This is a genomic window from Actinomadura sp. NTSP31, from assembly GCF_041951385.1.
GTDB classification, from domain to species: domain Bacteria; phylum Actinomycetota; class Actinomycetes; order Streptosporangiales; family Streptosporangiaceae; genus Spirillospora; species Spirillospora napierensis.
The window spans coordinates 1-25995 of sequence record NZ_JBGNUT010000008.1; the positions used below are offsets into that span (position 1 = coordinate 1).

Here is a 25995-nt window from a genome sequence, read left to right on the forward strand (position 1 = left end):
AACGCCGCCGTCCCGCACCCGGACGTGCAGGTCTCCGGCTCGCAGGGCGCCGCGCGGCCGAACGCCGCCGCCCCGGGCTCGAACGAGCAGCCCTCCGGCCCGCAGTCCTCCGGCCCGTGGGCCGCCGCGCCGCCGAACACCGCCGCCCCACGCCCGGACGCGCGGGCTTCTGGTCCGTGGGGCGCCGCGCGGCCGAACGCCGCCGTCCCGCACCCGGACGTGCAGGTCTCCGGCTCGCAGGGCGCCGCGCGGCCGAACGCCGCCGCCCCGGGCTCGAACGAGCAGCCCTCCGGCTCGCAGTCCTCCGGCCCGTGGGCCGCCGCGCCGCCGAACACCGCCGCCCCACGCCCGGACGCGCGGGCTTCTGGTCCGTGGGGCGCCGCGCGGCCGAACGCCGCCGTCCCGCACCCGGACGTGCAGGTCTCCGGCTCGCAGGGCGCCGCGCGGCCGAACGCCGCCGCCCCGGGCTCGAACGAGCAGCCCTCCGGCTCGCAGTCCTCCGGCCCGTGGGCCGCCGTGCGGCCGAACGCCGCCGTCCCGCACCCGGACGCGCGGGCCTCCGGTCCGCAGGGCGCCGTGCGGCCGAACGCCGCCGTCCCGCACCCGGCCCTGCAGTCCTCCGGCCCGCCGCGCGCCGCGCCACCGAACGCCGCCCCGCGCCCGGACGCGCAGTCCTCCGGCCCGCAGTCCTCCGGCCCGTGGGACGACGTGCCGCCGAACACCGACGACGACCCACGCTCGGACCAGCAAGCCTCCGGCTCGCAGTTCTCCGGCCTGCCGGGTGTTGCGTCGCCGGGCAGCGGTGCGCCGCACCCGGGCGCGCCCGGAGCAGGTTTCGCCGGGGGCGATCCGGGCTCGACGCTTCCCGATCGCGCCGACGGTGAGGCGGCGCTCCCGGGGGCAACGGCCGAGCCGGGCGACCGGTCGGTCGCGGGAGGCGCCGGTGCGGCGACGTCGCCCCTCGGCGCGTACGGCCCAGCGGGCGGGGGCGAACAGCAGTGGTCGTTGTCGGGCTTTGACCGAGAGGAGGCGCGGATGAGCGTTGCAGGACACGATGGACGGAACCTCGACCCAGGCGTCCCGGACACCCCGGGCACCGCAGGCACCCCGGGCGTCGCGGGCGCAGCAAGTACTGCGGGTGCGCCCGGCACTGCGGGCGCCCCAAGCGCGCCGGACGCCGCGGGCTTGCCGGGCGCGTCCGGATCGTCCGGGCCGGGGGCGCACGCCCGGCCGTGGGCTAGCGCGGGACCGGGCGAGGACCTCGGACCGCACCAGGACCCGCTGCCGGGGCAGGACGGCGGGGCAGGCCTGCCCCCGGGACCGGGCCAGGAGTCAGGACGGCCCATGGGCGACGCCGAACTCCTGTCGAGTTCCCCGTTCGACGGCGACCTCGACGCCGAGCTCACGGCGCGGCCGAAGAAGCGGTCGCTGCCGGGGCCGACCCTCTACCTGGGCGCCGGGATCGTACTCGTCGCGGGATTTCTCGGCGGCGTGCAGGCGGAGAAATGGAAGTCCGACGACTCCGGTTCGCCGGGGGGCGGCCCCGCCGCGGCAGGTGGCTACGGCCGGACGGGCGGGCGCGTCTCCGGCGGCTACGGCGGCGGCTTCCCCGGACAGGCGGGAGCCGGCGGGTCGGGCACCGAGCAGGGCGGGCGCGGCGGGACGGGCGGCGGCGAGGGGCCCGGCGCAGGGCCCGGCGGGGGTTTCGGCGGCGGGTTCGGCGGAGGCGGCATGACCGCCGGCACCGTCACCAAGATCGTCGGCAACACCCTCTACCTCCGTACCTCGGACGGCAAGACCGTGAAGGTCAAGACGAGCGGCAGCACCAAGATCAGCATCACCAAGGACGGCAAGCTCGGCGACCTCGGTTCCGGCGTCACGGTCGTCGTGCGCGGCACCACCGGAAAGGACGGCTCGGTCACCGCGACCACCGTCAACCAGGGCTCCGGCCGCTGACCACGATGAGGAGACGATGACGATGAACAAGTCGAGCGCGGGCCGGTTGCTCGGCGGTCTCGCCGTCACCGGGACGCTGCTGCTCAGCGCGGCCTGCGGGGGCGGCGGCAGCGGCGACGGCAAGGCGAACGCGAGTTCCACCAAGAGCGCCGGCACGGACCAGATGTCGGCCTACCGTGCCTGCCTGGAGAAACAGGGCGTCACGTTGCCGAACCGCGGCAACCGCCCGAGCGGCGCGCCCACGGGCCGTCCCAGCGGTGCCCCTTCCGGCCGTCCCAGCGGTGCGCCCACCGGTCGCCCGTCGGGCGCTCCGTCCAACCGTCCCACGCGCTCGGCCGCGCAGCAGAAGGCCATGCAGGCCTGCGCCTCGCTGGCTCCGCAGGGCGGCCGGGGCGGCAACGGCGGCCCGCCCGGCGGCAACGGGAACGGCGGTCAGAACGGCGGCGCCCCCGCCTCCTGACCATCCGCCGGGCCACGGGCCCGGCCGGAGGTCGGAACGCTGGTCCGGACCTGGAGGTAGCGCGAACCGGCCATATGAAACGCGCGCTCGCAAACCCCTGCGGCGATGCGCGCCGGTGGGGCCCGTCCACCTCCGCGGGCCCCACCGCCCTTCTTCGCGCTTCGCCTCCCGGTGCACGGGACGTGCGTGCGCACCCCGGTCGGCGCCGCGGCCATCTCGTCGGCGCCCGTCACGATCAGGCAAGTCCACGGCGCGGTGCACGGCGTCCTGGACTGTCCGCGCGGCTGGATGGAGAACCTCATGACTCGGCCGCCTGCGTCTTGCGCGGGACGGCCAGGATGGGCAGCAGAGCGGCCAGCAGGATCGCGGCCGTCCACCAGAAGGTCTCAGTGAAGGCGCTGGTCAGCAGCGCGGGCGTTTGGGCGGTGTGCTGGGCCGCGGCCTCACCGAGGTTGCCGCTCGCGCCGGGGATTTCGTCCCTGATGGCGATCTGCAGCACGACGGCCATCAACGCGGTGCCGAACGAACTGCCCACGCGGATCAGGATGTTCGCGCCCGTGGTCGCCGCCCCCACCGCCTGGCGGGGGAGCCCCTGGTAGCTCGCCGCCATCAGGGACGGCGCGATCATGCCGTGCCCGAGGCCGACGACGAGCATCGCGCCCATGATGACGGCCCGTCCGGTGGCGGGGTCGAGCGTGGTCAGGACGAGGGCGCCGAGCAGGACGAGCAGCACGCCGGCCGCGGCGATCCAGCGCCCGCCGAACCGGTCGACCAGCCGCCCGGCCACCGACATGGTGATCATCGCGCCGACGCCCATCGGGGCCAGCAGCCAGCCCGAGTCCAGCGCGGACTCGCCGCGGACGATCCGGGCGAACAGCGGGATGAGGATCATCAGTCCGAAGACGGACGCGCTGTACAGGAAGAATCCGCCCGTGGCGGTGGTGAACGCGCGGGTGCGCAGGTGACGCAGCTCGATGAGGGCTCCATCGCCCTTGCGGAGCGCGTGCACCCCGAACGCGACCACGAGTGCGGCTCCGCCGGCGACGCCGGCGAGGAACCGGCCCCCGGTGAGGCTCGCGCCGTTCCCGGCCTCCGACAGCCCGTACACCAGGGCGGCCAGTCCGGGCGACAGCAGGAGGATGCCGGTGACGTCGAGTCGCGCGTCCGGGTCGCGCTCGGTGTCGCGCGGGAGCGTCCGGACGGCCGCCAGCAGCGCCGCGGCGCACAGCGGGATGTTGACGTAGAACATCCAGCGCCAGCTCAGGTGGTCGACGATCGCGCCGCCCAGCAGCGGGCCGAGCACCGGGGCGAGCATCGCGGGAACCGAGACGATGCTCATCACCCGGCCCATGCGGCCGGGGCCGGCCTCCTTGGCGAGCATCGTCTGGCCGACGGGCATCAGCATCCCGCCGCCCAGCCCCTGCAGGATCCGGAACACGATGAGGGACGGCACCGACCAGGCGAGCCCGCACAGCAGCGAACCGCCGATGAACAGGCCGAGCGACACCAGCCACATCGTCCGGGCGCCGAACCGCCGCACCGACCAGCCGGTCATCGGGATCGCCATGGACAGCGCCAGCGTGTAGCCCGTCACCACCCACTGGATCGTCGACAGCGAGGTGTCGAAGTCCTGGCCGAGGGCGGTGACCGCGACGTTGACGATGGTGCTGTCGAGGACCGTCATGATCACGCCGAGCACGACGACGATCGCGAGTTTTCGCAGGTGGGGGTCGATCCCCGCCGGCGCGTCCGGTGGCGCCTTCCGAGTCGTGAGCATGTCTTCCTCCAGTTTCCGTACGCCGTATCGGCAACACCGTACACCGTCTCGCTCAATCTGTACACCGTATCGATACGCCGTCTCGGTTAGGATCGTCGACGTGGCAGAAAGCAGTGATCAGCCGGGTCACGAGGCGGCCGGGCGCCGCGAGCCGGACGAGCGCGAACGGTCCGAGCGCCGCGAGCGGGCCAGGCCCAACGACGTCTGGGCACGTCCGCGCGGCGGCCGCCGTCCGAAGCTGACGCGCGAGGCGATCGTCGACAAGGCGATCGAGATCGCCGACGCCGAGGGGCTGGACGCGGTCTCCATCCGGCGCGTCGCGTCCGAGCTGGGCGTGCGGGCGATGAGCCTCTACACGCACATCGACGCCAAGGAGGACCTCTTCGACCTGATGTACGACGTGGTCGCGGAGGAGGTCCTGGTCGAGGGCGGGCTGCCGGACGACTGGCGCGAGGCGATGGTCGAGATCACCCGGAAGGAGCGCGCCACCGGCCTCCGGCATCCGTGGATGTTCGAGCTGGCCGGCCGGTCGCCGCGCATCGGGCCGAACGGGCTGCGGCATTCCGAGCAGTCGATGGCCGCCGCGGCCAGGCTCACCGACGATCCCCGGGAGATGCTGGCCATCGTCACGACCGTCGACCACTACATGCTCGGTTTCGTCCTCCGCGAACAGCGGATCCGCGAGATGGGGACGACGGCGCCGGGCGAGCCGCAGCAGAGCGTGCTCGAGCAGGCCTACATCCGCAAGCTCCTGGAAAGCGGCGAATTCCCCTATCTCAGCGCCGTCTTCGACTCCGGGCTCTACAACCAGGAGGATTTCGACCTAGGCCTCAAATGGCTGCTCGACGGCATCGAACACGGTCATCGGGGGAAGTGGCCTTCGGCCACCGCTCCGACGTAGCGTAGGCGCCGGGGTACGTGCCGCTACGACGAGACGGGGTCCAGGTGCGGGCAGCGAGATACATCGGCGTGGCCATGGCGGCGACGCTGGCGGCGGCGACCGGATGCAGCGGCGGGGGCGGCGGCGGGGGCAAGGAGGCGACGGCCGCCACATCGCCGGGCACCGCCCCGTCCGGGCTCGGCGCCTTCTACGGGCAGAAACCGGCCTGGAAGAGCTGCGGCGGCGGCTTCCAGTGCGCGACCGCCCAGGTCCCGCTCGACTACGCCAAGCCGTCCGGTGAGAAGGTCGGGATCTCCATGATCCGGCTCCCCGCCCAGGACAAGTCCGCCCGGATCGGCTCACTGTTCACCAACCCCGGCGGCCCGGGCGGTTCCGGTGTCGACTTCGTCCGCCAGGCGGCCTCCAGCTTCGGTGCCGACCTGCGCAAGCGCTTCGACATCGTGGGCTTCGACCCGCGCGGCGTCGGCGCCAGCGACCCCGTCCGCTGCAACACCGGACCCCAGCTCGACAAGTTCTTCGCCGCCGACTCCTCGCCGGACGACAAGCAGGAGGTCGACGCCTTCGCCGGGCTGAGCGAGCAGTTCGCGGGCAACTGCAAGGCCAAGGCGTCCGCGGAACTGCCCTACGTGGGCACCAAGGACGCGGCCCACGACATGGACATCCTCCGCGCCGCCGTAGGCGACACCAAGTTCACCTACTACGGCGCGTCCTACGGCACCTACCTCGGCGCCATCTACGCGGAGGAGTTCCCGAAGAACGTCCGCGCCCTCGTGCTGGACGGCGCCGTGGACCCGAAGGAATCCTCCACCGGCACCCTGGTCGAGCAGTCCAAGGGCTTCGAGACGGCCTTCCGCGCGTTCGCGGACGACTGCGTGAAGTCCGCCGGGTGCCCGCTGGGCACGTCGGCGAGTGAGGCCGAGAAGAACCTCACCGCGTTCATGGCCAAAACGGACAAGACCCCGCTGACGAACACCCGGGACTCCCGGAAGGTCACCGAAGCCCTCGCCGTCATGGGCATCGCCACGGCCCTGTACCTCAAGGACTACTGGCCGGTGCTGCGCCAGGCCCTCACCCAGGCCATCCAGAAGGGCGACGGGACCCTCCTCCTGACGCTCGCCGACCAGATGGTCGAGCGCAAACCGGACGGCTCCTACAGCAACCAGACGGACGCCAACATGGCCGTCAACTGCGTCGACAAGCCCAACCCGCCGTCCCTCGCCGCCTACAGCAAGGCCGTCGACCAGGCGAAGAAGTCCGCGCCCCACTTCGGCTCCTTCGTCGTCTGGGGCGGCCTGCCCTGCGTCTACTGGCCCGTCCAGCCCAAGCAGCAGCCGCAGCCCGTGCACGCCAAGGGGTCCGGCCCCATCGTCGTGATCGGCACCCTCCGCGACCCCGCCACCCCCTACAAGTGGGCGCAGAGCCTCGCCAAGCAGCTCGACTCCGGCGTCCTCCTCTCCCTGGACGGCGACGGCCACACCGCCTACCTGCAGGGCAACGCCTGCATCACCGAGGCCACCGACAGCTACCTGCTCACGACGAAGCCGCCGAAGGACGGGACGCTCTGCCACTGATAACCAGTGCGCATCCACCCCTGCGGACCCGGTAGACTTCTCGCAGCCGTGTCCGCACGGCGCGCCGCCTTAGCTCAGTCGGCAGAGCGATTCACTCGTAATGAATAGGTCATCGGTTCGATTCCGATAGGCGGCTCGCGCATCAAGGCCCCTTCCGTTCTCGGAAGGGGCCTTTTGCTAACAGGCTCGCTAACAGCAGCGTCTACGCCGCTCTGTTCATGGCCCGCGCGAACACGTCCGCAGCACCCACCCCCCGACCGGACCACGTGCGCGCAGACCCGAAGCGTGGTCGCCGCGTCAGCGTGTCCAAGTCGAGCGGCCGCCACGTGGCCGCCCTACTACCTGCGTCCGAACCAGGTCCTCACACCGCGATGGGACGTACCGCATGAGTCTGCGTGACGAGATCGAGAACGTACTCCGCGCGTGGAACGCCTACGAGATCGCCCGCGGCGCATCGCCCGTCATCGATTTCGACTGCCACCCCGGCGGCCCGGAACCTGAGCCCGCGCCCGACCGGCTCACCGTCTACCGCAGGCTCGCAGAACTCCGCACCGCCGCCACCGGCCCCCTGGCGATCCGCCTTGACGCCGATCTGGCCTACCTGGGTGCCCTGCTCGGTGAGCACCCGCCGTTCGCCGACTACGTCCGCAAGACCCAAGGATGCGGCACGGCCGGATGGCCCGAGGGGTACATAGCCAGCCGCGCCGACCAGGCCCGCACCGCACTGGCCGATCTCGGCATCTCCTGGGGCGCCCGCACCAACACCGAACTCAGCCACGTCGAAGGGCTCTTGGACGTCAGCGAAGCCCCCGACGCCATCCGCCAGGCCGCCGAGGAGCTGGAGCCCGCCGTCCGCGAAGCCACCGGCAGCACCGCCCCCTACACGCTCACCATCGAGACCACCGAAGTGGACGCCTACTGGGCGTACTGGCTGGACGGCGCCGGCGACCAGGTTCACCTCCGTCTCAACCTGCACGACGTGCACTTCACCCAGACCGGCGCCCGCCAGTTCGCCCTGCACGAGGTACTCGGCCACGGCCTCCAGAGCGCCAGCCTCACCGCCCAGGCCGCCGCTGAAGACGTGCCCTGGGTCCGTCTGCTCAGCATCCACGCCCCGCAACAGGTGATGCTCGAAGGACTCGCCCAGGCATGGCCCCTGTTCCTCCTCCCCGAGGACAAGGTCCTGATCACCCGCGTCCGCCTGGCTCACTACACCCAACTCGTCCTCGCCCAGATCCACCGCGCCATCAACCACGGCACAGCCGCCGTCGACTGCGCCGACCACCTCCGCGCCGCCGTTCCGTGGATGACCGAGGAGACCATCGCGGGCTACCTCACCGACCGGGGCACCAGCCCCGAACACCGCTCCTACATGTGGGCCTACCCGGCCGGATTCGACTGGTTCACCGCCCTCGCCGACGCCGACGCCAAGGTGATCCGGGAGGTACTCCACGCCGCATACCAAGCCCCGCTCACCCCGACCGACCTCACCGACCTCTGGCCGACCGGACCGGCCGTCGGCGGACCCGGAAGCCCAGCCCGTCTACCGAAGCCTCCATCCTGAAATTCTGTCCGCCCTCATCGACCGCATCCCTAACCACGAACCGGCAGCGGCCGAGGGATGGCGCGTGGCCACCCTCCCCGAACGCGTCTACCCCGGACTCGCCCCCAACGACACGAGGCCGTGTTCAGTTGGCTGAACGGGCGCGAAGCGGTTTGTCGCACCGTCTCGCCGCTCGCGGGGGCGCACCCTCCGGGACGGATGTGGACGAGCGGGAGTTGCCGCGCTGGTCAGGGGACCTGTGGGGACATCTCTGGATGGTCCTGATCTTGCAACGGATCAGATGATGGACGTTGCCGAATCTGGCCGTTCGGATCACAAGGCCGGCGCCGCTGCGCGGGCCCAGCGTGCGGACCTGGGAGTGGCGCCGGTTGAACAGCTTCTTGCGTTTGCCGAGCCGGCGGCCCCTCATGGGTCGAGCCGCCAGCATCACCAGCACGGCATGAACATCGAGTTCTTCACCGGCCCGCACGGGCTGCCGTACAGCCGGTCGATCGGTGCCAGGGCGCCGTCCGGGATGACGTAGGCCATGCACGGGGCGATCGGCATCGCCTCGCGCAGAACGGGTTGAAATCACCTCAGTGAGAGAGGGATCAACGAGCGTTTGACCGGGGCACCGACCAGCCCGTTGTGCCAGATCACGGCGTTGAGGCCGGCAGCCGCCGCACGATGCGGGCATACGGACCGTGGGGGCTCTCGGTCGCCGTGGTGTTCCAGGCCGAGCCGGCGCTTGAACGTCCCGATGATCGCCTCGACGCGCTGCCGCGGCCGGCTGGGGAGACCCTCCCCGGACGTCTTTCGTCGCGGCGGGCGGGCCAAACCATTGGAATGAACCTTCAACGGGTATTGACAATCGATCATGGCGGGCACATGATCAGCTCAACCAAGATCCCCCGAAGGGAGCTCGAAATGCGAATGACGGGCAATCGAGTCCTGTCCATTGCGGCGGCAGCGTTTACCGTGGTCGTGGCTCCTGCCGTGCTTGTCATTCCGAGCGCAGCGGCGAGCGAGGGGGGTGCCGGAATCATGGCCGGATGCACGAACTGGACGCCGCATATGAGGGGAGTCATCTCCGGCACGGCTCCGGTGCACAGCAGCTATTCGGGGTCGTCCAGGGTCATAGCCACGTGGAAGTACGGTCAGCTCTTCCGCGTCGACAAGCGATGTGTGAACAGTGCTGGAAACCTGTGGTGGCACTCGGACTGCTGCACTGGCATTCAAGGATACATCTGGAACGACTACACAAAGGTCACCGGAACCTGATGAGCTAACAGAGCTCGCCTAGCGATCTGCGGCTGTAGGTCGTAGCTGCGTTTCGCCTGATGAGCCGTGTACAGTGCTGGCTCACCGAGGCCCGCGCCAACGGCGGTAGACGCGTTCGGCCGCCGCTTGGACTGGGACCTCGTCCATCGGCGGTCCAGCGGCGAGCTTGCAATGAAATCGTGCGCCCGCGCAGGAGGCCAACGTCGCGCTCCTCTCGATCGTTCGACAGGAGACTGAGCACCACGCTCGTATGTTGAGAAGTATGTTTTCTCTATCCGGATAATTCGAGCCGAGTGAGCGAGCTGATCACGGTCTACGGGACACGGGCTCGGCATGGTTCGAGATGTTGCTGCTCGAGGTGAAAAGGAGCAGAACTTTGCCCGGGTCCGCCTGGCGCGGATGGCGGCGGACAGAACCCACCAAAGGCGCTATGCGATTATTCGGAATCGGGTAAACCAGCCCCCTGGTGCACCTGTCCGTCGCACAGTCCCGGCTTTGTTCGGGCCGGGAGAGAAAAGTGCTTCGCATGAAGCGCTGGGCGTTGTCGTTCCGGCCTTGAAATCATGCCGATCGTCATGTCACCACCGCTGGCACCGGATAGGCGCCGCCTCGCGGAACCCGCCCCGGGCGCGGGCCGACGGTGACCTCGCCGCGCAGCAGGGCGACCCGCTCCCACATCCCGACGATGCCGTACCCGGTCCCGACGTGGTCGTAATGGACATCCGGGTGTCCGACATGGACAGCATCGAGGTGACCCACTCGATCACGACCGCGCACGTGCTGATGCTGGCCACGTTCGACGGCGACGAGTACGTCTATGGTTCGCTCAGGGCGGCCGCCAGAGTTCGCAGCCCGTCCAGAAGCGGCTAGCAGGCCGCGTCCCGTCATCAACCCGGCCACGGTCAAGGCGCTCGTCGCACGGCTGCTCGCCGAGCTCGACGCGCGCGACCGCGTCCAGTTGGTCGTCATCGCCTACGAGTCGCGCCAGGTCCGGCCTTCGGCGGGAGGCGGCGCGGCCTGCGGTTGATCAGGTCCGCGTCAGGAGACGGGGGCGGGGAGGTGCTTGGCGAGGACCTCGATGTGGGTCTTGTGCGCCTCGGCGTGCCGTTCGCGGCCGGCCTCGGTGACCTCGACGAAGACGCCGCGCCGGTCGGACTCGCACAGCCCGCGCTCGACCAGGCCGTTCTTCTCCAGCCGGGCGACCGTCCGGGACAGCGCGCTCTGGCTGAGGTACATCGCCGCGGCGATCTCCTGCATGCGGCGCTTTTCACAGTCGGCCTCGACGAGCCTGTCGAGCGTCTCGAACTCGCTCATGCTCAGGCCGTGGGCCTCCTGCAGCGTGCGGTCGAGATCGCAGGCGACCGTGTTGTAGCAGGTCGCGAGCGTCCGCCACCGGCCCACCAGGGCCGCTTCCGACTCCATGCCGCGCATCTTAGCATGCAGGCGCATCAGATGCACTCACATTAAGTTCCGACGAAATTTATGCTTGGACATTGGATGCATGTGCATGTACTGTCCTGCGACGTGACTATCACCGACACCTCACCTGCCTCCGCCGTCCGCGGGCCGGCCGCCGCGAGCGCGCCGGCCGAACAGGCCTGGACTCCCCGGCTGTGGGGAGTCCTCGCGGTCCTGTGCGCCGTGCTGTTCCTCGACGGACTAGACGTCTCCATGGTCGGCGTCGCGCTTCCGTCGATCGGGACCGAGCTCGGCCTGTCCACCACTTCGCTGCAGTGGATCGTCAACGGGTACGTGCTCGGCTACGGCAGCCTGCTGCTCTTGGGCGGACGCACCGCCGACCTCCTCGGCCGCCGCCGGGTCTTCCTCACCGCGCTGGCCGTGTTCGCCATCGCGTCGCTGGTGGGCGGCCTGGTCAGCGACGGGACGCTGCTCATCGTCACCCGTTTCGTCAAGGGCCTGGCCGCCGCGTTCACCGCGCCGACCGCCCTGTCCATCCTGACCACCACCTTCCACGAGGGGCGCGCGCGCAACCGGGCGCTGTCGGTCTTCTCGGTCTTCGGCGCGAGCGGCTACTCCTCCGGGCTGATCCTGGGCGGGCTGCTCACCAGCTTCGGATGGCGCTGGACGTTCCTGACCCCCGTTCCGCTCGCCCTTGTCGCGCTGGCCGCGGGCATCGCCCTGATCCCGCGCGACAAGCCCGCGGCCGACGGCGGCCACGACCTCGTCGGCGCCGTCACGCTGACCGGCGGCATGCTGCTCGCGGTCTACACCGTCGTCTCGGCACCGGACCGCGGGTGGCTCGACCCGGTCACGCTCGGCTCCATCGCGCTCGCCGCCGCCCTGCTGATCGGCTTCGTCGTCACCGAGAACAAGGTGCGGCACCCGCTGATCCGGCTCGGCATCCTGAAGATCGGCTCGATCGTCCGCGCCAACCTCAGCATCGTCGCGCTCTTCGGCTCCTACCTGAGCTTCCAGTTCATGATGACCCTCTACCTGCAGGACGTCCTGCACTGGTCACCGCTCAAGATGGCCATGGCGCTGCTGCCCGCCGGGCTGATCGTCGCCTTCGGCTCCCCGTTCGTCGGCCGGCTCATCGACCGCTACGGGACGCCGCGGCTGATCATCAGCTCCATGACCTCGCTGAGCCTCGGCTACGTGTGGTTCCTGGCCACCGCCGGGAACACCCCGCACTACGCCTTCACCGTCCTGCCGACGATGCTCCTGCTGGGCGGCGGCTTCGCCTTCGGCTTCAGCTCGATCATGGCCCAGGCCACCGACGGCATCGAGGACTCCGAGCAGGGCCTGGCCTCCGGGCTGGTGCAGACGTCCGGCCAGGTCGGTGCCGCCCTGGTGCTCGCGGTGGTGACCGCCCTGGTCGCCGGCGGCACGGGCGGCAGTGACTTCGCCGAGTTCCACCCGGGCGTCAACCTGGTGAGCGGCGTCGCCGTGGTCGGCCTGGCGCTGAACCTGATCCCGCTGCTCCGCGTGACCCGCGGGAAGCACGCCTGACCTCGCCCCGCCGGCCGCGGCCGGACCATAAGGGCGGCCTCCCGACCGGGAGGCCGCCCTTCCGCTGCCCCGTCCCTCCTGCCCGTACGCGCCGACGAGAGGGACGGCTGTGGTTAGCTCTCCGAACGTGAGTGACTCGCAGGTGCCTGCTCAACCATCGGATCTCAGTACCTACGCGCGCATCCGGAACGCCGCGTTGCAGGGGTTCGCCGACAGGGGCGTCGCCGCGACGTCGATCCGTGACGTCGCCGCCGCGGCCGGGTTGTCCCCGGGCCTGGTGCAGCACCATTTCGGCACCAAGGCGCGGCTGCGCGAAGCCGTCAACGAGTACGTGATCGCGGTTGCCGTGGAGACCTTCCGCGACCTCGTCCGGGACGGTGACGGCGAGGCGGCGTGGGGTGCGATGGGCGACACCGTGACGGCGTGGGTCCGCGACAACGCGGTAGCGCTGCGGTACCTGGCGCGGGCGCTCGCCGAGGGGGACGAGGAGGCGGCGAAGATCTTCGACGCGCTGATCGAGATCGCGCGCACCGGCTGGCTCGCGCCGCTCGACCGCGACGGACGGCTGCGGACCGACACGGACCGGGACTGGGCCGCTCTCCACGTGGTGGTGTTCAACCTGGCCTGCGTGTTCTTCGAGCCGGCGATCAGCCGGCATCTTCCCGGGCCCTTCTTCGACCCTGACCAGCTGCACCGGTGGAACACCGCGACCACCGAGCTGTACCGCCGGGCCCTGTCCACCTGACCGATACAGTTGTATCGGACAAAATACGGTCGTATCGTGGCGCCATGACACGGTTCGTGCGGGTCTGGAAGAACGGGGACGCTGCGGAGGTCGACGGCCGGGTGCATGTCAGCATGAACGACTACCTGGTGCACCGGTTCCGCGACGTTCCCCGCGTGGCGAGGGCCGGGATGCGGTTCCGCCGCGCCTGGCCGGAGACGGAGGGCGCGCTCGGACTGTGGTTCGCCGCGACCGGCGACGGACGGCGACAGATCTCCGTCTCGGTCTGGCGGGAGCCGGACGACCTGCTGAGTTTCGTCCACTCGCCGGGGCATCGGCGGATCATGCGCGACTTCCGCGACGCCGGAATGCTCATCAACACCACCTGGGCGGCCGAGCGTCTCGACCGCCGGCTGATCTGGCGCCAGGCCGAGAAACGGCTTACAGGCCTGCTGTTCGACGTCCCCCACCACTAGACGGCTTCCGTGCGGCCGGGCGGCGGCACCATGCGCGCCCGTCGTTCAAGGGATTGGCGGACACCACGAGCACCCACGGCCCACTCGACGCAAGGCCGGACGCGACGGCGGGACGCACGGCACGTCCGTCGTGGTCGAGCGGACCATCGCCGCTTCCCCCGAGGCGTTGTACGCGTTGGTCAACGAGGTGGCCCAAACGGGGCGATGGAGTCCGAAGACGACCCGCTGCCGATGGATCGCTCCGGCGCCCGGCCCGGCCGTCGGCGTCCGCTTCAGAGGGACGAACCGGCGCGGTCCGCGCCGCTGGCCAACGACCTGCACGGGTCACCCAGCAACCCTCACCCACGACCTGGGCGTCCGGGTGCTCACCTACTTCGGCCTCGACTCCTGCCCGGCGACCGCGGCCCTGGCCGCCCTGACCTGGCTGCCCGGCGGTTCGCACGTGCCGCGCGGCCTGCACGTTCCGGGCGGCGACCAGTGGCTCGTCCCGGCCCGCGGCCACGACGGCACTACGCGATGGACCTGCGGACGCGACCAATCCCACGGCACGGCGGCCACTGCGGCCGCCGCCGTCGGCCTGGTGACCGGGCGGCCACTCCACTCTGTTGGGAGCCACGGTGCGAACCACCCCGTCCTCCACAGGCGCGCGAAGTTCTCGAGAGGTCAGCGGCGTTCTCGGGGGTCAGCGGCGCAGGCCGTCCAGGAGGGCGAGGACGGCGGGCTCGGCCTCGGCGCGGGCGGCTTCGGGGTCGTCGGCGGCGGCGATGAGCAGCCCGGCCTCGCCCAGACCGGCGAGGACCACGTGGGCGAGCGTCCGGAGCGGGACGTCGTCGCGCAGCAGCCCGGCCGCCCGTCCCAGTTCCAGTCCTGCGGTCACCACGCCGAGGGCGTACCGCTGGTCGATCTCCCGCCACTCGGCCCAGCCGAGCACCGACGGCGCCTCGACCAGGCCGATGCGGGCCGTGTCCGATTCGACGCAGGAGCGCAGGTAGGTCCGCACCCCGCCTTCGAGGGCGGCCATCGGGTCGGTGCCGCCCAGGCCGTCGATCTCCGCGGAGATCTCCTCGATCAGCTCCTGCTGGAGTTGCTCGTACACGGCCCGGAACAGGTCCTTCTTGTCCTTGAAGTGGTGATACATGGCGCCCCGCGAGCTGCCGGCCCGGCCGACGATCTCCGGGGTGCCGACCGCCGCGTAGCCGCGCTCGGCGAACAGCGCGCGCGCCGCCGCGATCAGGTGGGCGCGGGTCGCTTCGGACTTCTCGGCCTGCCGGCTCATCGCTCGCCTCTCCAGGGGTGCACCGGCCGCCCTTTAAAACAGGCAGCCTGTTTGTTATCTTCGCTTCCATACGCATTCTCTCGACAAGGGACGTGGACATGAACGACGTACAGGCCGCCACCCGAGCGTGGTGGCGCGACGCGGACCTGGGCACGCGGCGCGAGATCGAGGTGCCGGGCGGGCGGATCGCGGTGTTCGAGGCGGGCGAGGGTGAGCCCGTGGTGTTCGTCCACGGCGTGCTGGCCAACGCCAACCTCTGGCGCCGGGTCGTGGCGCGGCTTTCGGACCGCTACCACTGCGTGACGCTGGACCTGCCGTTCGGCGCCCACACCGTGCCGACGCCCGGCGCCGACCTCACCCCGCCGGGCCTGGCCGCCATGGTCGCCGGCGCGATCGAGTCCCTGGACCTCGGGCCGGTCACGCTGGTCGGCAACGACAGCGGCGGCGCCGTCTGCCAGATCGTCGCGACGACCCGGCCCGAACTGACCGGCCGGCTCGTGCTCACCTCCTGCGACGCCTACGACAACTTCCCACCCGGATTCTTCGGCTATCTCAAGCTCGCGGCGCGCACCCCCGGAGCAACCGGGGCGCTGCTCACCAGCCTGCGGTTCCTTCCGGCGCTACGCCGGCTGCCGATCGCCTACGGATGGCTGGCCCGCCGCCCGCTGCCGCGCATGGTGACCGACTCCTACGTCCTGCCCGCCTGCCTGCACCGCGGCGTCCGCGACGACCTGCTCCGGGTGCTGCGCGGCCTGGACCCGCGGCACACCCTCGCCGCCGCGAAGCGGTTCGGGGCCTTCACCTCGCCGGTACTCGTCGCCTGGTCCGAACGGGACCGCTTCTTCCCCGCCGCCCACGCCGAGCGGCTCGCCGCCGACTTCCCCGACGCCCGGCTCGAATGGATCCCCGGGGCGCGCACCTTCTCGCCCGAGGACCAGCCCGACCGCCTGGCGTCCGCGATCGCCGGGTTCGTCCCGCAACGGGCCGCCCGGTGAACGACCGGCCCCTTCCCGAGCTGGACGGCGTCGAGCACCGGTTCGTCGACGTGGACGGCCTGCGCATGCACGTGGCCCTGGCCGGACGGGGCGAACCGATCGTTCTGCTGCACGGCTGGCCCCAGCACTGGTGGCAGTGGCGGCACCTCATCGGCCCGCTCGCCGAGCACCACCGGGTCATCTGCCCGGACCTGCGCGGCCTGGGCTGGACCGCCGCACCACCCAAGGGCTACAGCCCTGCCGCGATGGCCGACGACGTGATCGGCCTGCTCGACCGGCTCGGCGTGCGGGCCTTCGACCTGGTCGGACATGACTGGGGCGGAGCCGCCGGATACGTCCTCGCGCTCCGGTTCCCCGACCGCGTCAGGCACTTCGTCGCGATCAACACCGCGAACCCCTTCCTGCGGCCGACGCCGCGGGTCCTGCTGAACGGGCGCCGGTTGTGGCACATCGCCGCCAACGCCGCGGGCCACCGTCTGGCGGGCTCGGTGATACCGCGCTGGGCGCTGCGCCACTGGCCACACCGCCCCGCCGCGCTGACGCCCGAGGACCAGGGGGTCTTCCTGGCCCAGTTCCAGGAGCCCGCGCGGGTGCGCGCCACCGTCCGCTACTACCGGAACCTGCTGCTGCGGGAGATCCCGTCGCTGCTGGCGGGCCGGTACCGCTGGGCGCGGCTGACCCTCCCCACGCTCGTCCTGTCGGGCGATAAGGACCCGATCCTGCCCACCGGGCAGATGGCCGGCTTCGGCAGTCGCGCCGCCGACCTGCGCGTTGAACTCCTCGAAGACGTCGGACACTTCCCGGCCGCAGAGAACCCCAGCGAGGTCGCACAACGAGTCCTGAGATTCCTGGCGATCAATTCCCTACGACCATCCCCAGCCGAACCCCGCCCAGCGGCGCACCAGCACCACCCGACAGCCAACGCGGCGTCGAGCTAACGGGAGGCCGGGGACTGTCCGAAAGATCGGTCTGTCTCGTAGCCGGTGGTGACAGACAGTCCCGCAGGCCGGTGACCTGCTCTCCGCTGGCTGCGGGGTCAGGGCCGGGCAGGCACGGCCTCGGGCCCATGGAACAGGCCGGTCGCATGCTTGTTGGGTTCGTGGGGCAGGCCGGGGACCTGCCCCACGAGATCACCTGCTGCGTTTCCAGAAGGGGCGGCGGGTCGGGGGCTCGGTGGGCTCGGTGGGCTCGCCGATGAACTCGCCGAGGGATTGCACTGTGCGGGTCCAAAGGGCGTCGACCTCCTGCTTCGGGCTCTGGGGCGTGATGCGGAGCAGGGCGTGGCGAAGCGAGTCCAGCGTGCGGAGGTCCTCGGTGTCGGGGGCGAGATGCGTTCTCATGCGTTCGACGACGGACGTCAGCGCCGGGAGCACCTCTTGCCGCAGTCGGCCGATGCGGTGGTCGGTGTCATCCGGACTCGTGCGCAGCGACTCCAGCAGGCGTGCCAGTTCCTGCTTGTAGGGGTCGAGGTCGGGCGTTGGGGGGTGGCCTGGCGAGCCGTATGCGGGAGTGGCGCCGGCCGTGGGCGGTGCAGAGTCGCGGAGGAAGTCGGGCACGTCGCAGTCGTCGTGATCGTCGAAGGCGGCAGGGCGTCCGCTTGCCGGCGGAGAGACATGCGGGGCGGGTGGGCTGCCGGGAGTCGGGGCGCCGGCGACGGAACGCCTGCTTCGAGGAACGCTGCCCGGGGCGGCCGGCATGGGCGCGGCGCTCGAAGCAGGGGGCGCGAAGGTGGACGGGGGAGGGCCAGCGGGCGGGGGAGGCGGCGCGGCCATGAGCGGGCTCGCGGCCCCGTACGCCGCCGCGGGTGTGGACGCGGCCCAACCGTCCGGTGTCTCCACGGGCTGGACGACCTGGTGCGGTGCGCCGGACTCGGAAACGACCCGGCTGTCCACGGCGACGAAGGCGGTGAAGCGGCACAGGACACCGAACCGCAGCGAGGTGCTGACGATGCGGTGTTCGAGGTCCGGGGGTCCGCCGATGGTGTAGCGGTCTTCGAGGTCGCGCAGGTGTGCGCGCGCCCAGATCGATGTGGCGGCGGGGTTCCGGGTGATCGTCCCGGCCGCCTGCTGCCGCCAGGCGGTCCCGTCGGAGGCCGCGCCCTGGACGGTGACCGACCCCTGGGGCGCGCCCCGGAAGCGGCCCGTGATCACGAGCGGGACCCCCGGGAAGAGGGCGCCGAGGCGGGTGGGCGCCACCGAACCGGGGACGATCTCCAGGCCGTCGGCGTGCAGGGTGAGGCCCGTGGCGACGGGCGCGCCGATGCGGTGGTGGATGTGCTCCATGGCCTCGTCGAGGCGGTCCTCGGACTCGACCAGTTCGCAGCGGCCCTCACCGATCGCGGCCAGCCGGTTGAGGAAGCCCGCGTTCACCGCGCGGTCGATGCCGACGGTGTGGACGCGCACGCCGCGCAGCCGCGGGGCCAGATGGGCGAGGATCTGGTCCTCGTTGCCGACCTGCCCGTCGGTGATGAGGACGAGCACCCGGTCGCGGCCCGGGTCCGCGAGCAGGGTGCAGGCCTCGTCGAGCGGGGTGAGCATCTCGGTGCCGCCGCGGGCCTCCAGCGCGGCGAGGTGCTCGACCGCGCGGAACCGGTTGCGGTCCGTGCCCGGCACGAGGCCGGTGCCGAGATCGCGGGGGCGCTCGATGACGCTGTCGAAGGACAGGACGGTGAAGCGGTCCTCGCCGCGGAGCGTGTCGGCGATCCGCGCGGCGGCGCGCCGGGCGGCGACCATCTTCCAGCCTTGCATGCTGCCCGAGCGGTCGAGGACGAGGACCACGTCGCGGGGGCGCGGCCGGACGTCCCCGGAGGGAAGGACGGTCAGGCTGAAGGTCCCTTCGTCACCGGTCTCGTCGGGAGCCAGTGACAGGGCCGCGCTCTCCTGCGGGGCGAACCCCAACCGGAGGACGAAGTCTCGGTCGAGGCGCTCGCCGGGCCGGAGCCGGACCGTGGTGCGCTCGCCTTCGCCGTCCTCCGCCACCACGTGCAGGGCCGAGCGGATCTCGGTGAGCGGCAGCCCGGACGGGTCGATGTCGACGGTGACCGACAGCCGCACCGGGTTGGGGAACCCGGGCAGCAGCACGGGCGGGCTGATCCGGGACGCGTCCGGTACCGCGTCGGTGTCCTCGGCCACGCCGGCCCCCGCGGCCTCCTCGCCCAGCGGGATCCCCGGGATGTAGCGGGGCGCGACCACGAGCGGGAAGCGGAACGTGGCCGTCGAGGAGGATTCGTGCGGCAGCGGCTGGGTGAGCGCGAGCCGGATCGTGACGCGTTCGCCCGGCAGGATGTTGCCCACCTGCATGGTGAACACGTCCGGGCGGTCCTCTTCGGCGATGGCGGCGCGCTTGCCGGCCGCGATGGCGGCGCTGTAGTCCTGACGGGCCTGGCCGCGTTCCTTGAGCGTTCCCTCGATGACCCGGTCGTCCGCCTCCATGCGCAGTGCGGTCACCGCGGCGCGGTCGGGGAGCGGGAAGACGTAGGTCGCCTCCAGGGGGACGTCGAACGGGTTGCGGAAGCCCTGGACGACCTCGACGGCGGCGGCGAGCCCCGCGATCGAGGCGTGCACGCCGACGGAGTCGAGCGGCAGGTTGCCGCGGTCGGTGGTCAGTGCGCCGAGCCCGCCGCCGGGGGCCGGCGGCGTCTCTGGCTCGGGCAGCGGCAGGATGCGGACGGTCATTGCGGCCTCCGGGGAGGGTCGGCGGGCGGGCGGACGGAGTCTGCGGGGGAGGCGATGAGCCCTCGTGCGGCCAGGACGTCGAGCAGCGGCCGTGCGGCGGACTCGATGGCGCGGAGGTCCTCCGCGCTGAGCGCGCCGGCCTCCAGCAGCAGGGTGAGGTCGGGGGCGAGGCGGACGCCTTGCACCACCGGCGGGAGGGGCAGGGAGTAGTCGCCGGCCACGGCGGCGCGGCCGAACGACACATCGGGACGCGCGCTCCAGAAGCGTTCCTTGGGCGGTGTGTCCCCGTCGGCCCCGTCGGAGGCCCTGGTGGACGATCCGGCGTGCGCGGTCTCTGTAGCGGTATCGGACTCGGCGCCGGCCGCTGCCGGAGCGGGTGCGGGCACGGCGGTTTCCGGATCGGTCGCCTCGGGCGGGAGGGCGGCGATCCGTTCCAGTGTGGCGTCGGTCGCGGCGGCGAGTTCAAGCTGGATCTCGGCTATCGAGCGGCCCGCCGCCTGCCGCCGCTTGACCGCGACGAGCTGGAGGAGGTGGCGCGGGCCGTACAGCGCGGTGCGGCCCCGCCGGCCCGCGGGCGGGTCGACCAGTCCGATGGTGGTGTACCAGCGGATCAGCCGCTCGTTGGGCAGATCGCGGACCCGGCCGTTGACCTGCGCGGATGCGCCGGCGGCGAGAGCCGCGGCGGCGCGCTCCGCGAGTTCGCCGATCGTCCAGGTACCGTCCATGGATCCGATGATGACACTGTCACGATGACACTGTCAAATCGGCGAGGCCCGCGCTTGCCGTGCCGCCGACCGTGACCGGACGCGCCACCAGAAGATCGGACGAACCCCCTCCAAAACCGCTAATGACAACACTCGGGAAAAGCGTTCAAATAAGCGGAAGAATTGAGTTCGGTCGCCGGGTTCGATCTCTTGAAATTGCCAGTAAACACCTTCGGGAGGCTTTACCTTTTCCGGTATGAACGACCATCTCCTGGTCGAGGCGCTGCGCGAGCGCGATGCCGGTGCCCCGGCCGACATGTACGCCGCCTATGCCGATCGGCTCTACGCCTACTGCTGGTTCCAGTTGCGGGACCGTGACGCCGCACAGGTCGCACTGCGGGACACCTTCGTCGTCGCGGAGGCGCACATCGACAAGCTGCGGGACCCGGACCGGTTCGGCCCGTGGCTGTACGCCATCGCCCGGCAGGAGTGCATCCGGCGGTCGCCGGCCGAGGAACGTCCGCCCGATCTGCCGGTCGCCAGCCACGACCAGGAGGACGTCGACCAGAGGATCACGGCATGGGAGGCGGTGGCGGCGCTGCCGGCCGCCTCCAGGGAGATCCTCGAGTTGCGGGTGCGGCACCAGATGTCGATTCCCGACCTCGCCGCGATCCTGGACGTCCCGGCCAAGGAGGCCGAGGCGACCCTTGAACGCGCGCACACCGGGCTGGAAGCGGCGCTGACGGCCGACATCCTGGCCAAACAGGGGCCGTACGGCTGTGCCGAACGCGCCCGGCTGCTGCGTGAGCGGCATGGCGATCTCACCCCGGAACTGAGCGAACGGCTCATGGAGCATGCTCACGAGTGCTCCACATGCGGCGCGTTCCGGCCGCGTAGCGTGTCGGCGGCCAAGGTGTACGGGCTCCTCCCCGACGCGGACCCGCCCGACGAGCTGCAACTGCGGGTGATGAACTGCTTCATGGACCCCGAGCTCGTCGGCTACCGGCTGTTCGTCGCCACTCGCGTCACCGAGTTCACGCCGGCGGGCTTCCCTGTACAGCCGGGGCAGCCCACAGGGACCCTGCGTGCGCCTCGTCCTAAGAGGCGGCTCTCACCGCGACGGCGGCCGCGGGGCGAACGCGGCGTATTACCGCCGGACGGACTGGCCGCGCAAGCCGCGCGTGCCTTTGCCGTACTCGTCATCGTGGCGATTCTCTTCGGAGGTGGGATCGCCATTGTGCGGGGGCTCTTCAGCACGTCCGAGGACGCGGGTCCGGCCGGAACTCTCGCGCAGCCCCGTCCGAGCGCCATCCCCGGTCTCTCGCAGAAGCCGGTGCCGGACGGCCATTCGGGGGCAGCGGGCCGAAATGGCGTCGTGGACGTCGCACCCGTGTCCGCCACATTTCCGCTAGGGGCGCTGGGTTCTTCCGCGCCGCCCACGGCCCTGTACGCATCGCCTCCCGCGCCGGTGCCGAGCGGCCCTCTCCCGTCGTCGGAGAACCCGTCGGGGGCGCTCGCGGTCTCGCCGATGTACCTGGACATGGCCGGAGGGGCGGACGGCTCCGTGGAACTGCAGGCGGTGGGCGGCCCCGTGTCGTGGAAGGCCGAGACCTGGGGCGCGCTGCGGCTGGATCGGACCTCGGGACGACTCGAGACCGGGCAGGCCGTGACCGTCGCCGTGCACGTCTCCCGCCAATCGCGCTCGCGCGGAGAGGGCGGCATCAGGTTCCGGCCCGGTGGCATCGAGGTGTGCGTCACCTGGCGCGCCGCCGCGCCGGGCACTCCGGGCGAGGGCACTCCGGGTGAGGGCACTGACCCCACTCCGCCGCCGACAGGGCCCGGCACGGGCGCACCGTCGACTCCGCCGGAAACGGACGGACCCAGTGGCCCGTCCACGTCGCCAAGCTCGGATCCGCCTTCGTCGTCCGAACCGACGCAGCCGGCCCCGCCCACGACGTCCGATCCACCGCCGACCGGTGGCGAACCCGATCCACCGCCGTCTTCGGCCCCGCCCGCCTCTTCGGCGGCCCCCGGCTCGCCGACCTCTTCCGGTGGGAACGCGACGCCCGCGTGACGGACGTTCCGATTGTTGCCCGTCTCAACTACGCTTCGTAGGTGATCATTTGCGCTAAGTAAAACACGCCACGGGGAGGACGTGTTCATGGGACCGAGCGCAACACGGCCGCACCGTCGCGGAACCACTTCCTCCGCCAGGAACGCGACCCTCCGGTTGATGGCGTTCTCCGCCGGAATGGCGGTCGCCGTCAACTGGCTGGTGCCGCCGGCGTCCGCCCGCCCCGCGCAGCGCGCGGCGGGCAAGCCGGTCCCGAGCGCGCACGACGTCGAGAAGAGCAGGCAGCAGGCGAAGGACCGCGCCGCCGACATCGGACGGACGAAGGCCGAACTCGCCCAGGCCGACGGCGAACTGGACCGGCTGAACGCGACGGCCGAGTCGGCGGTGGAACGCTACAACGGGGAGCGGCTCAAGCTGGAACGGTCCCAGCAGACCTACCAGGGCACCCTGCGACGGCTGGCCGACGCGACCCGCAAAGTCGGAGAGGCGCAGGACCAGCTGGCGGCGTTCGCCGCGCGCGTCTACCAGGACGACACCGGCTATGACCAGGTGTCCTCCGCGATCTCCGGCCGGGGCGGGCCGCAGGGCTTCATGGACCGGGCCGGGATGGTCGAGGTGCTGGCCGGTCAGCGGACCGCGATGGTCCGCCATGTCGAGGCGTCCAAGACGGTCGCGGACGTCTTCCGGCGGCAGGCCGGGAGCGCGCTCCAGCAGCAGACGGCGGCGACCAGGGACGCCGAGCAGGCCAAGCGCCTCGCTCAGACGGCGGTCGCCGGGCAGCGGGCGTCCATCCAGCGGATCACCGACCGGAAGCGCGCGCTGGAGAAGCGGCTGGGCGAGGCCCGAGCGCGCGCGGCCCGGCTCGCGCGTGCGCGGGAACGCGCTCTAGAGGCGAAAGCGGCCGGCAAGGCCCGCGCGGGCCTGAAGACCGCGAACATCACCAGGCGCGGCGTGGCGGTCGCGGAGGCGGCGCTGCAATGGCTCGGCACCCCGTACTCGTGGGGCGGGGGCACTGCCGCAGGCCCAAGCCTGGGCGTCGACCAAGGAGCGGGCATCTTCGGCTTCGACTGTTCGGGCCTGTCCATGTACGCGTGGGGCAAGGCGGGCGTCCGGCTCGACCACTGGACGGGCACCCAGTGGACGTCGGGACCGCACGTCCCCACCGACAGGCTCCGCCCCGGCGATCTGGTGTTCTTCGCCACCGACACCTCGAACCCGAGCACCATCCACCACGTGGGCGTCTACATCGGCAACGGCCGGATGGTGGAAGCGCCCTACACGGGCGCGCGCGTGCGCATCTCCAGCATTCACCGGAGCGACCTGATCGGGGCGACCCGCCCTGCGGGCTGACCGCGAAGTCATGGGAGGCGACCGGACGGTCTTCTCGAGCAAGCGAGAACCCTCCCGCACGGTCTCCCGTACGGAAGGGTTCTGCGCGAGCGCTGGCGCGGGTACGGCGGGGAGCGGATCGGCGCCGTTCCGCGGCATCCGGGGCCGGCTCACCGGCCGGGCGCACCGGACGTGTGTCAGTGACCGCCCCGGTCGGCCTCGCGCTTGCGGGACCGCTCGATCTCGGCCTCGGCCTCGACCCGGCCCACCCAGCTGGCGCCCTCGACCGACTTGCCGGGCTCCAGGTCCTTGTAGACCTCGAAGAAGTGCTGGATCTCCAGCCGGTCGAACTCGGGGACGTGGTGGATGTCGCGCAGGTGCTCCATGCGCGGGTCGGTCGCCGGGACGCACAGGACCTTGTCGTCACCACCGGCCTCGTCGGTCATCCGGAACATCCCCACCGCGCGGCAGCGGATGAGGCACCCGGGGAACGTCGGCTCCTGGAGCAGCACCAGCGCGTCCAGAGGGTCGCCGTCCTCGCCCAGCGTGTCCTCGATGAACCCGTAGTCGGCCGGGTACTGCGTCGAGGTGAACAGCATGCGGTCGAGCCGGATGCGGCCGGTCTCGTGGTCCACCTCGTACTTGTTCCGCTGGCCCTTCGGGATCTCAATGGTGACGTCGAAATCCAAGATGTCCTCCGCTCCCTGCGCGGTCGCAGTGCATAGTCTTTCGGGGGTCTGTGCGGGCGAGGCGGGCCCCCACAGGGGTGAGTTCCCTTATATAAGGATGTCGCACGTTGGTGAGTGCTGAGTGGGAGAGGGGCGATGCCGTGCCCGTGCGCGGCCGTTCCCTCGCCGTACTGTCGCTGTCCCTCCTTAACGTTTTCGCCCTCGCCGCCGGGCTGGCAGTGGCGAAACTCACACCTGAGCGGCACCTGTCGCCGCAGCCGCCCAGCGTCGCGGAACGCGACCTGGTGCGGGCCTCGGCCGAGATCCCGGCCGCCGATCCCGCCGGCGGGCGGACGCCGGCCGCCCAGGCGCTGGCGGGCCGGCTGTCCGCGGTCATCGGCGGGCCCCAGGCGAAGATCAACGCCGTGGTCGTCGACGTGAAGACCGGCCGTCCGCTGTTCGAGCAACGCGCCGACCGGCCCGCCACACCGGCCTCCACGACGAAGCTGGCCACCACCGTCGCGGCGCTCGCCACAGTGGGCCCCTCGCACCGGATCACCACCCAGGTGGTGCGCGGCACCGGCGGCGGGATCGTACTGGTCGGAGGCGGGGATCCTACCCTGACGGCCCTTCCCGCGCGCGCGGACGCGGGCCACCCGCCCTATGCGTCGCTCCTTGACCTCGCCAAGCAGACCGCCACGGCCCTTAAGGCGTCCGGTGTGACGCGTGTACGCGTGGACTACGACGCGTCCGCGTACCAGGGCCCGCGTACAGCAGTCGGGTGGAAGCCCAACTATCTGCCGGAGGGGGAGTTGGCGCCGGTCACGGCCTTGACGGTCGACGAGGGGCGCATGTCTCCGGCCGATTCGTCCAAGCGCTCCCGTGTCGCGGACCCGCCATCCGCAGCCGCGGCCATCTTCGCGCGCCTCCTGACCAGGAACGGTGTGGCGGCCAAGGCCGGACGCAAGGCCACCGCACAGCAGAGTGCCGCGCGCTTGGGCGCGGTGCAGTCTCCGCCGCTGTCCGCCCTGGTCGAGCATCTGCTGACCGAGAGCGACAACGACGTGGCGGAGGCGGTGGCCAGGCAGGTGGCGCTCAAGCTGGGGCGTCCGGCGACGTTCGCGGATGCGGCGCAGGCGGTGCGGCAGACCCTGGCCAAGCTGGGCGTCACGCAAGGGGTGTCCGTCAATGACGGCAGCGGCCTGTCGCCGCGGAACCGCATCACGCCGCTCGCGCTCGCCCGCATCATCGCGCTCGCGGCCGATCCGGCGCACCCGCAGCTGCGTTCGGTCATCACCGGCCTGCCCATCGCCGGGTTCTCCGGAACCCTGAGGCCGCCGCGCTACACCGTCGCGGCCAGCCAGGGCGGCGCCGGCGTCGTGCGCGCGAAGACGGGCACGCTGGCCGGGGTCAGCACGCTGGCCGGGCTGACCTACGACGCCGACGGCCGGCTGCTGACGTTCGCCTTCATGGCGGGGGACGGGAAGGGCCCGGTGGATCCGGGCAAGCTCGACCAGCTCGCGGCGGCCGTCGCCACGTGCGGCTGCTGATCGGAGTGTGGGCGGGGCCGTACGGGAGATAACCAGAACGGTTGTTCGTTGAACGATCGTGCAGGG

At 71.6% G+C, this 25995-nt stretch carries 20 protein-coding genes, 1 tRNA gene and 2 pseudogenes; 17 read left to right on the forward strand and 6 right to left on the reverse strand.

All coding sequences use genetic code 11. The features are described from left to right. Window positions 1-1956, forward strand: a pseudogene (locus ACA514_RS15280) (hypothetical protein); the annotation flags it as partial. A gap of 22 nt (window positions 1957-1978) precedes the next feature. Next, window positions 1979-2416, forward strand: a complete 438-nt coding sequence (locus ACA514_RS15285) for a PT domain-containing protein (protein ID WP_375041781.1) — start codon at window positions 1979-1981, stop codon at window positions 2414-2416. Between the two features lie 298 nt (window positions 2417-2714). Here the strand turns inward: ACA514_RS15285 and ACA514_RS15290 are convergent, their stop codons facing one another. After that, window positions 2715-4193 carry an MDR family MFS transporter gene (locus ACA514_RS15290; protein WP_375041782.1) on the reverse strand — a complete coding sequence of 493 codons (1479 nt, stop codon included), beginning with the start codon at window positions 4191-4193 and terminating at the stop codon, window positions 2715-2717. 100 nt (window positions 4194-4293) lie between these two features. Here ACA514_RS15290 and ACA514_RS15295 point away from each other — a divergent pair, with 100 nt between their 5' ends. From ACA514_RS15295 to ACA514_RS15320, 6 genes are all read left to right on the forward strand, one after another. Beyond that, window positions 4294-5094 carry a TetR/AcrR family transcriptional regulator C-terminal domain-containing protein gene (locus ACA514_RS15295; protein ID WP_375041783.1) on the forward strand — a complete coding sequence of 267 codons (801 nt, stop codon included), beginning with the start codon at window positions 4294-4296 and terminating at the stop codon, window positions 5092-5094. A gap of 44 nt (window positions 5095-5138) precedes the next feature. Beyond that, window positions 5139-6665 (forward strand): alpha/beta hydrolase, encoded by a 1527-nt coding sequence (locus tag ACA514_RS15300; RefSeq protein ID WP_375041784.1) that lies wholly within the window; start codon window positions 5139-5141, stop codon window positions 6663-6665. Between the two features lie 63 nt (window positions 6666-6728). After that, a tRNA-Thr gene (locus tag ACA514_RS15305) sits at window positions 6729-6801 on the forward strand. A gap of 249 nt (window positions 6802-7050) precedes the next feature. Further along, complete coding sequence (locus tag ACA514_RS15310; RefSeq protein ID WP_375041785.1) at window positions 7051-8229, forward strand: hypothetical protein; 1179 nt, start codon at window positions 7051-7053, stop codon at window positions 8227-8229. Window positions 8230-8895: 666 nt separating this feature from the next. Continuing rightward, a complete protein-coding gene (locus ACA514_RS15315; protein ID WP_375041786.1) occupies window positions 8896-9489 on the forward strand; it encodes a hypothetical protein in 594 nt (197 codons plus the stop codon). A 726-nt stretch (window positions 9490-10215) separates the two neighbouring features. Further along, window positions 10216-10359 carry a hypothetical protein gene (locus ACA514_RS15320; RefSeq protein ID WP_375041787.1) on the forward strand — a complete coding sequence of 48 codons (144 nt, stop codon included), beginning with the start codon at window positions 10216-10218 and terminating at the stop codon, window positions 10357-10359. Between the two features lie 168 nt (window positions 10360-10527). Here the strand turns inward: ACA514_RS15320 and ACA514_RS15325 are convergent, their stop codons facing one another. Then, on the reverse strand, window positions 10528-10911 hold the full coding sequence (locus ACA514_RS15325; RefSeq protein ID WP_375041788.1) for a MarR family winged helix-turn-helix transcriptional regulator: 384 nt from the start codon (window positions 10909-10911) through the stop codon (window positions 10528-10530). Window positions 10912-11013: 102 nt separating this feature from the next. Between ACA514_RS15325 and ACA514_RS15330 the strand changes: the two genes are divergently transcribed. The 4 genes and pseudogenes from ACA514_RS15330 to ACA514_RS15345 form a co-directional block, all read left to right on the forward strand. After that, window positions 11014-12459, forward strand: a complete 1446-nt coding sequence (locus ACA514_RS15330; RefSeq protein WP_375041789.1) for an MFS transporter — start codon at window positions 11014-11016, stop codon at window positions 12457-12459. Between the two features lie 142 nt (window positions 12460-12601). After that, window positions 12602-13204 (forward strand): TetR/AcrR family transcriptional regulator, encoded by a 603-nt coding sequence (locus ACA514_RS15335; protein ID WP_375041790.1) that lies wholly within the window; start codon window positions 12602-12604, stop codon window positions 13202-13204. A 44-nt stretch (window positions 13205-13248) separates the two neighbouring features. Then, entirely contained in the window at window positions 13249-13659 is a 411-nt protein-coding gene (locus tag ACA514_RS15340; protein ID WP_375041791.1) for a hypothetical protein, read from the forward strand. A gap of 130 nt (window positions 13660-13789) precedes the next feature. Then, window positions 13790-13969: pseudogene (locus tag ACA514_RS15345) on the forward strand (SRPBCC family protein); the annotation flags it as partial. Window positions 13970-14341: 372 nt separating this feature from the next. Here ACA514_RS15345 and ACA514_RS15350 read toward each other — a convergent pair. Further along, on the reverse strand, window positions 14342-14935 hold the full coding sequence (locus ACA514_RS15350) for a TetR/AcrR family transcriptional regulator (RefSeq protein WP_375041792.1): 594 nt from the start codon (window positions 14933-14935) through the stop codon (window positions 14342-14344). A 98-nt stretch (window positions 14936-15033) separates the two neighbouring features. Here ACA514_RS15350 and ACA514_RS15355 point away from each other — a divergent pair, with 98 nt between their 5' ends. After that, entirely contained in the window at window positions 15034-15930 is an 897-nt protein-coding gene (locus tag ACA514_RS15355) for an alpha/beta fold hydrolase (protein WP_375041793.1), read from the forward strand. Beyond that, window positions 15927-16868: an alpha/beta fold hydrolase gene (locus ACA514_RS15360; RefSeq protein ID WP_375041794.1), complete on the forward strand. Its 942-nt coding sequence runs from the start codon at window positions 15927-15929 to the stop codon at window positions 16866-16868. Before ACA514_RS15355 ends, ACA514_RS15360 begins: the two co-directional genes overlap by 4 nt. Window positions 16869-17060: 192 nt before the next feature. Here ACA514_RS15360 and ACA514_RS15365 read toward each other — a convergent pair whose 3' ends face one another. Together ACA514_RS15365 and ACA514_RS15370 are read right to left on the reverse strand one after the other, a co-directional pair. Further along, complete coding sequence (locus tag ACA514_RS15365) at window positions 17061-19604, reverse strand: VIT domain-containing protein (RefSeq protein ID WP_375041795.1); 2544 nt, start codon at window positions 19602-19604, stop codon at window positions 17061-17063. Beyond that, a complete protein-coding gene (locus tag ACA514_RS15370; RefSeq protein ID WP_375041796.1) occupies window positions 19601-20329 on the reverse strand; it encodes a MerR family transcriptional regulator in 729 nt (242 codons plus the stop codon). Before ACA514_RS15370 ends, ACA514_RS15365 begins: the two co-directional genes overlap by 4 nt. A 235-nt stretch (window positions 20330-20564) precedes the next feature. Between ACA514_RS15370 and ACA514_RS15375 the strand changes: the two genes are divergently transcribed. After that, window positions 20565-22382 carry an RNA polymerase sigma factor gene (locus tag ACA514_RS15375; RefSeq protein ID WP_375041797.1) on the forward strand — a complete coding sequence of 606 codons (1818 nt, stop codon included), beginning with the start codon at window positions 20565-20567 and terminating at the stop codon, window positions 22380-22382. Between the two features lie 159 nt (window positions 22383-22541). Beyond that, window positions 22542-23732 (forward strand): NlpC/P60 family protein, encoded by a 1191-nt coding sequence (locus ACA514_RS15380; RefSeq protein ID WP_375041798.1) that lies wholly within the window; start codon window positions 22542-22544, stop codon window positions 23730-23732. A 176-nt stretch (window positions 23733-23908) separates the two neighbouring features. Here ACA514_RS15380 and ACA514_RS15385 read toward each other — a convergent pair whose 3' ends face one another. Further along, complete coding sequence (locus ACA514_RS15385; protein ID WP_344266194.1) at window positions 23909-24400, reverse strand: inorganic diphosphatase; 492 nt, start codon at window positions 24398-24400, stop codon at window positions 23909-23911. Window positions 24401-24510: 110 nt separating this feature from the next. Here ACA514_RS15385 and dacB point away from each other — a divergent pair, with 110 nt between their 5' ends. Then, window positions 24511-25929 carry a D-alanyl-D-alanine carboxypeptidase/D-alanyl-D-alanine-endopeptidase gene (gene dacB, locus ACA514_RS15390; RefSeq protein ID WP_375041799.1) on the forward strand — a complete coding sequence of 473 codons (1419 nt, stop codon included), beginning with the start codon at window positions 24511-24513 and terminating at the stop codon, window positions 25927-25929. Window positions 25930-25995: the final 66 nt, after the last annotated feature.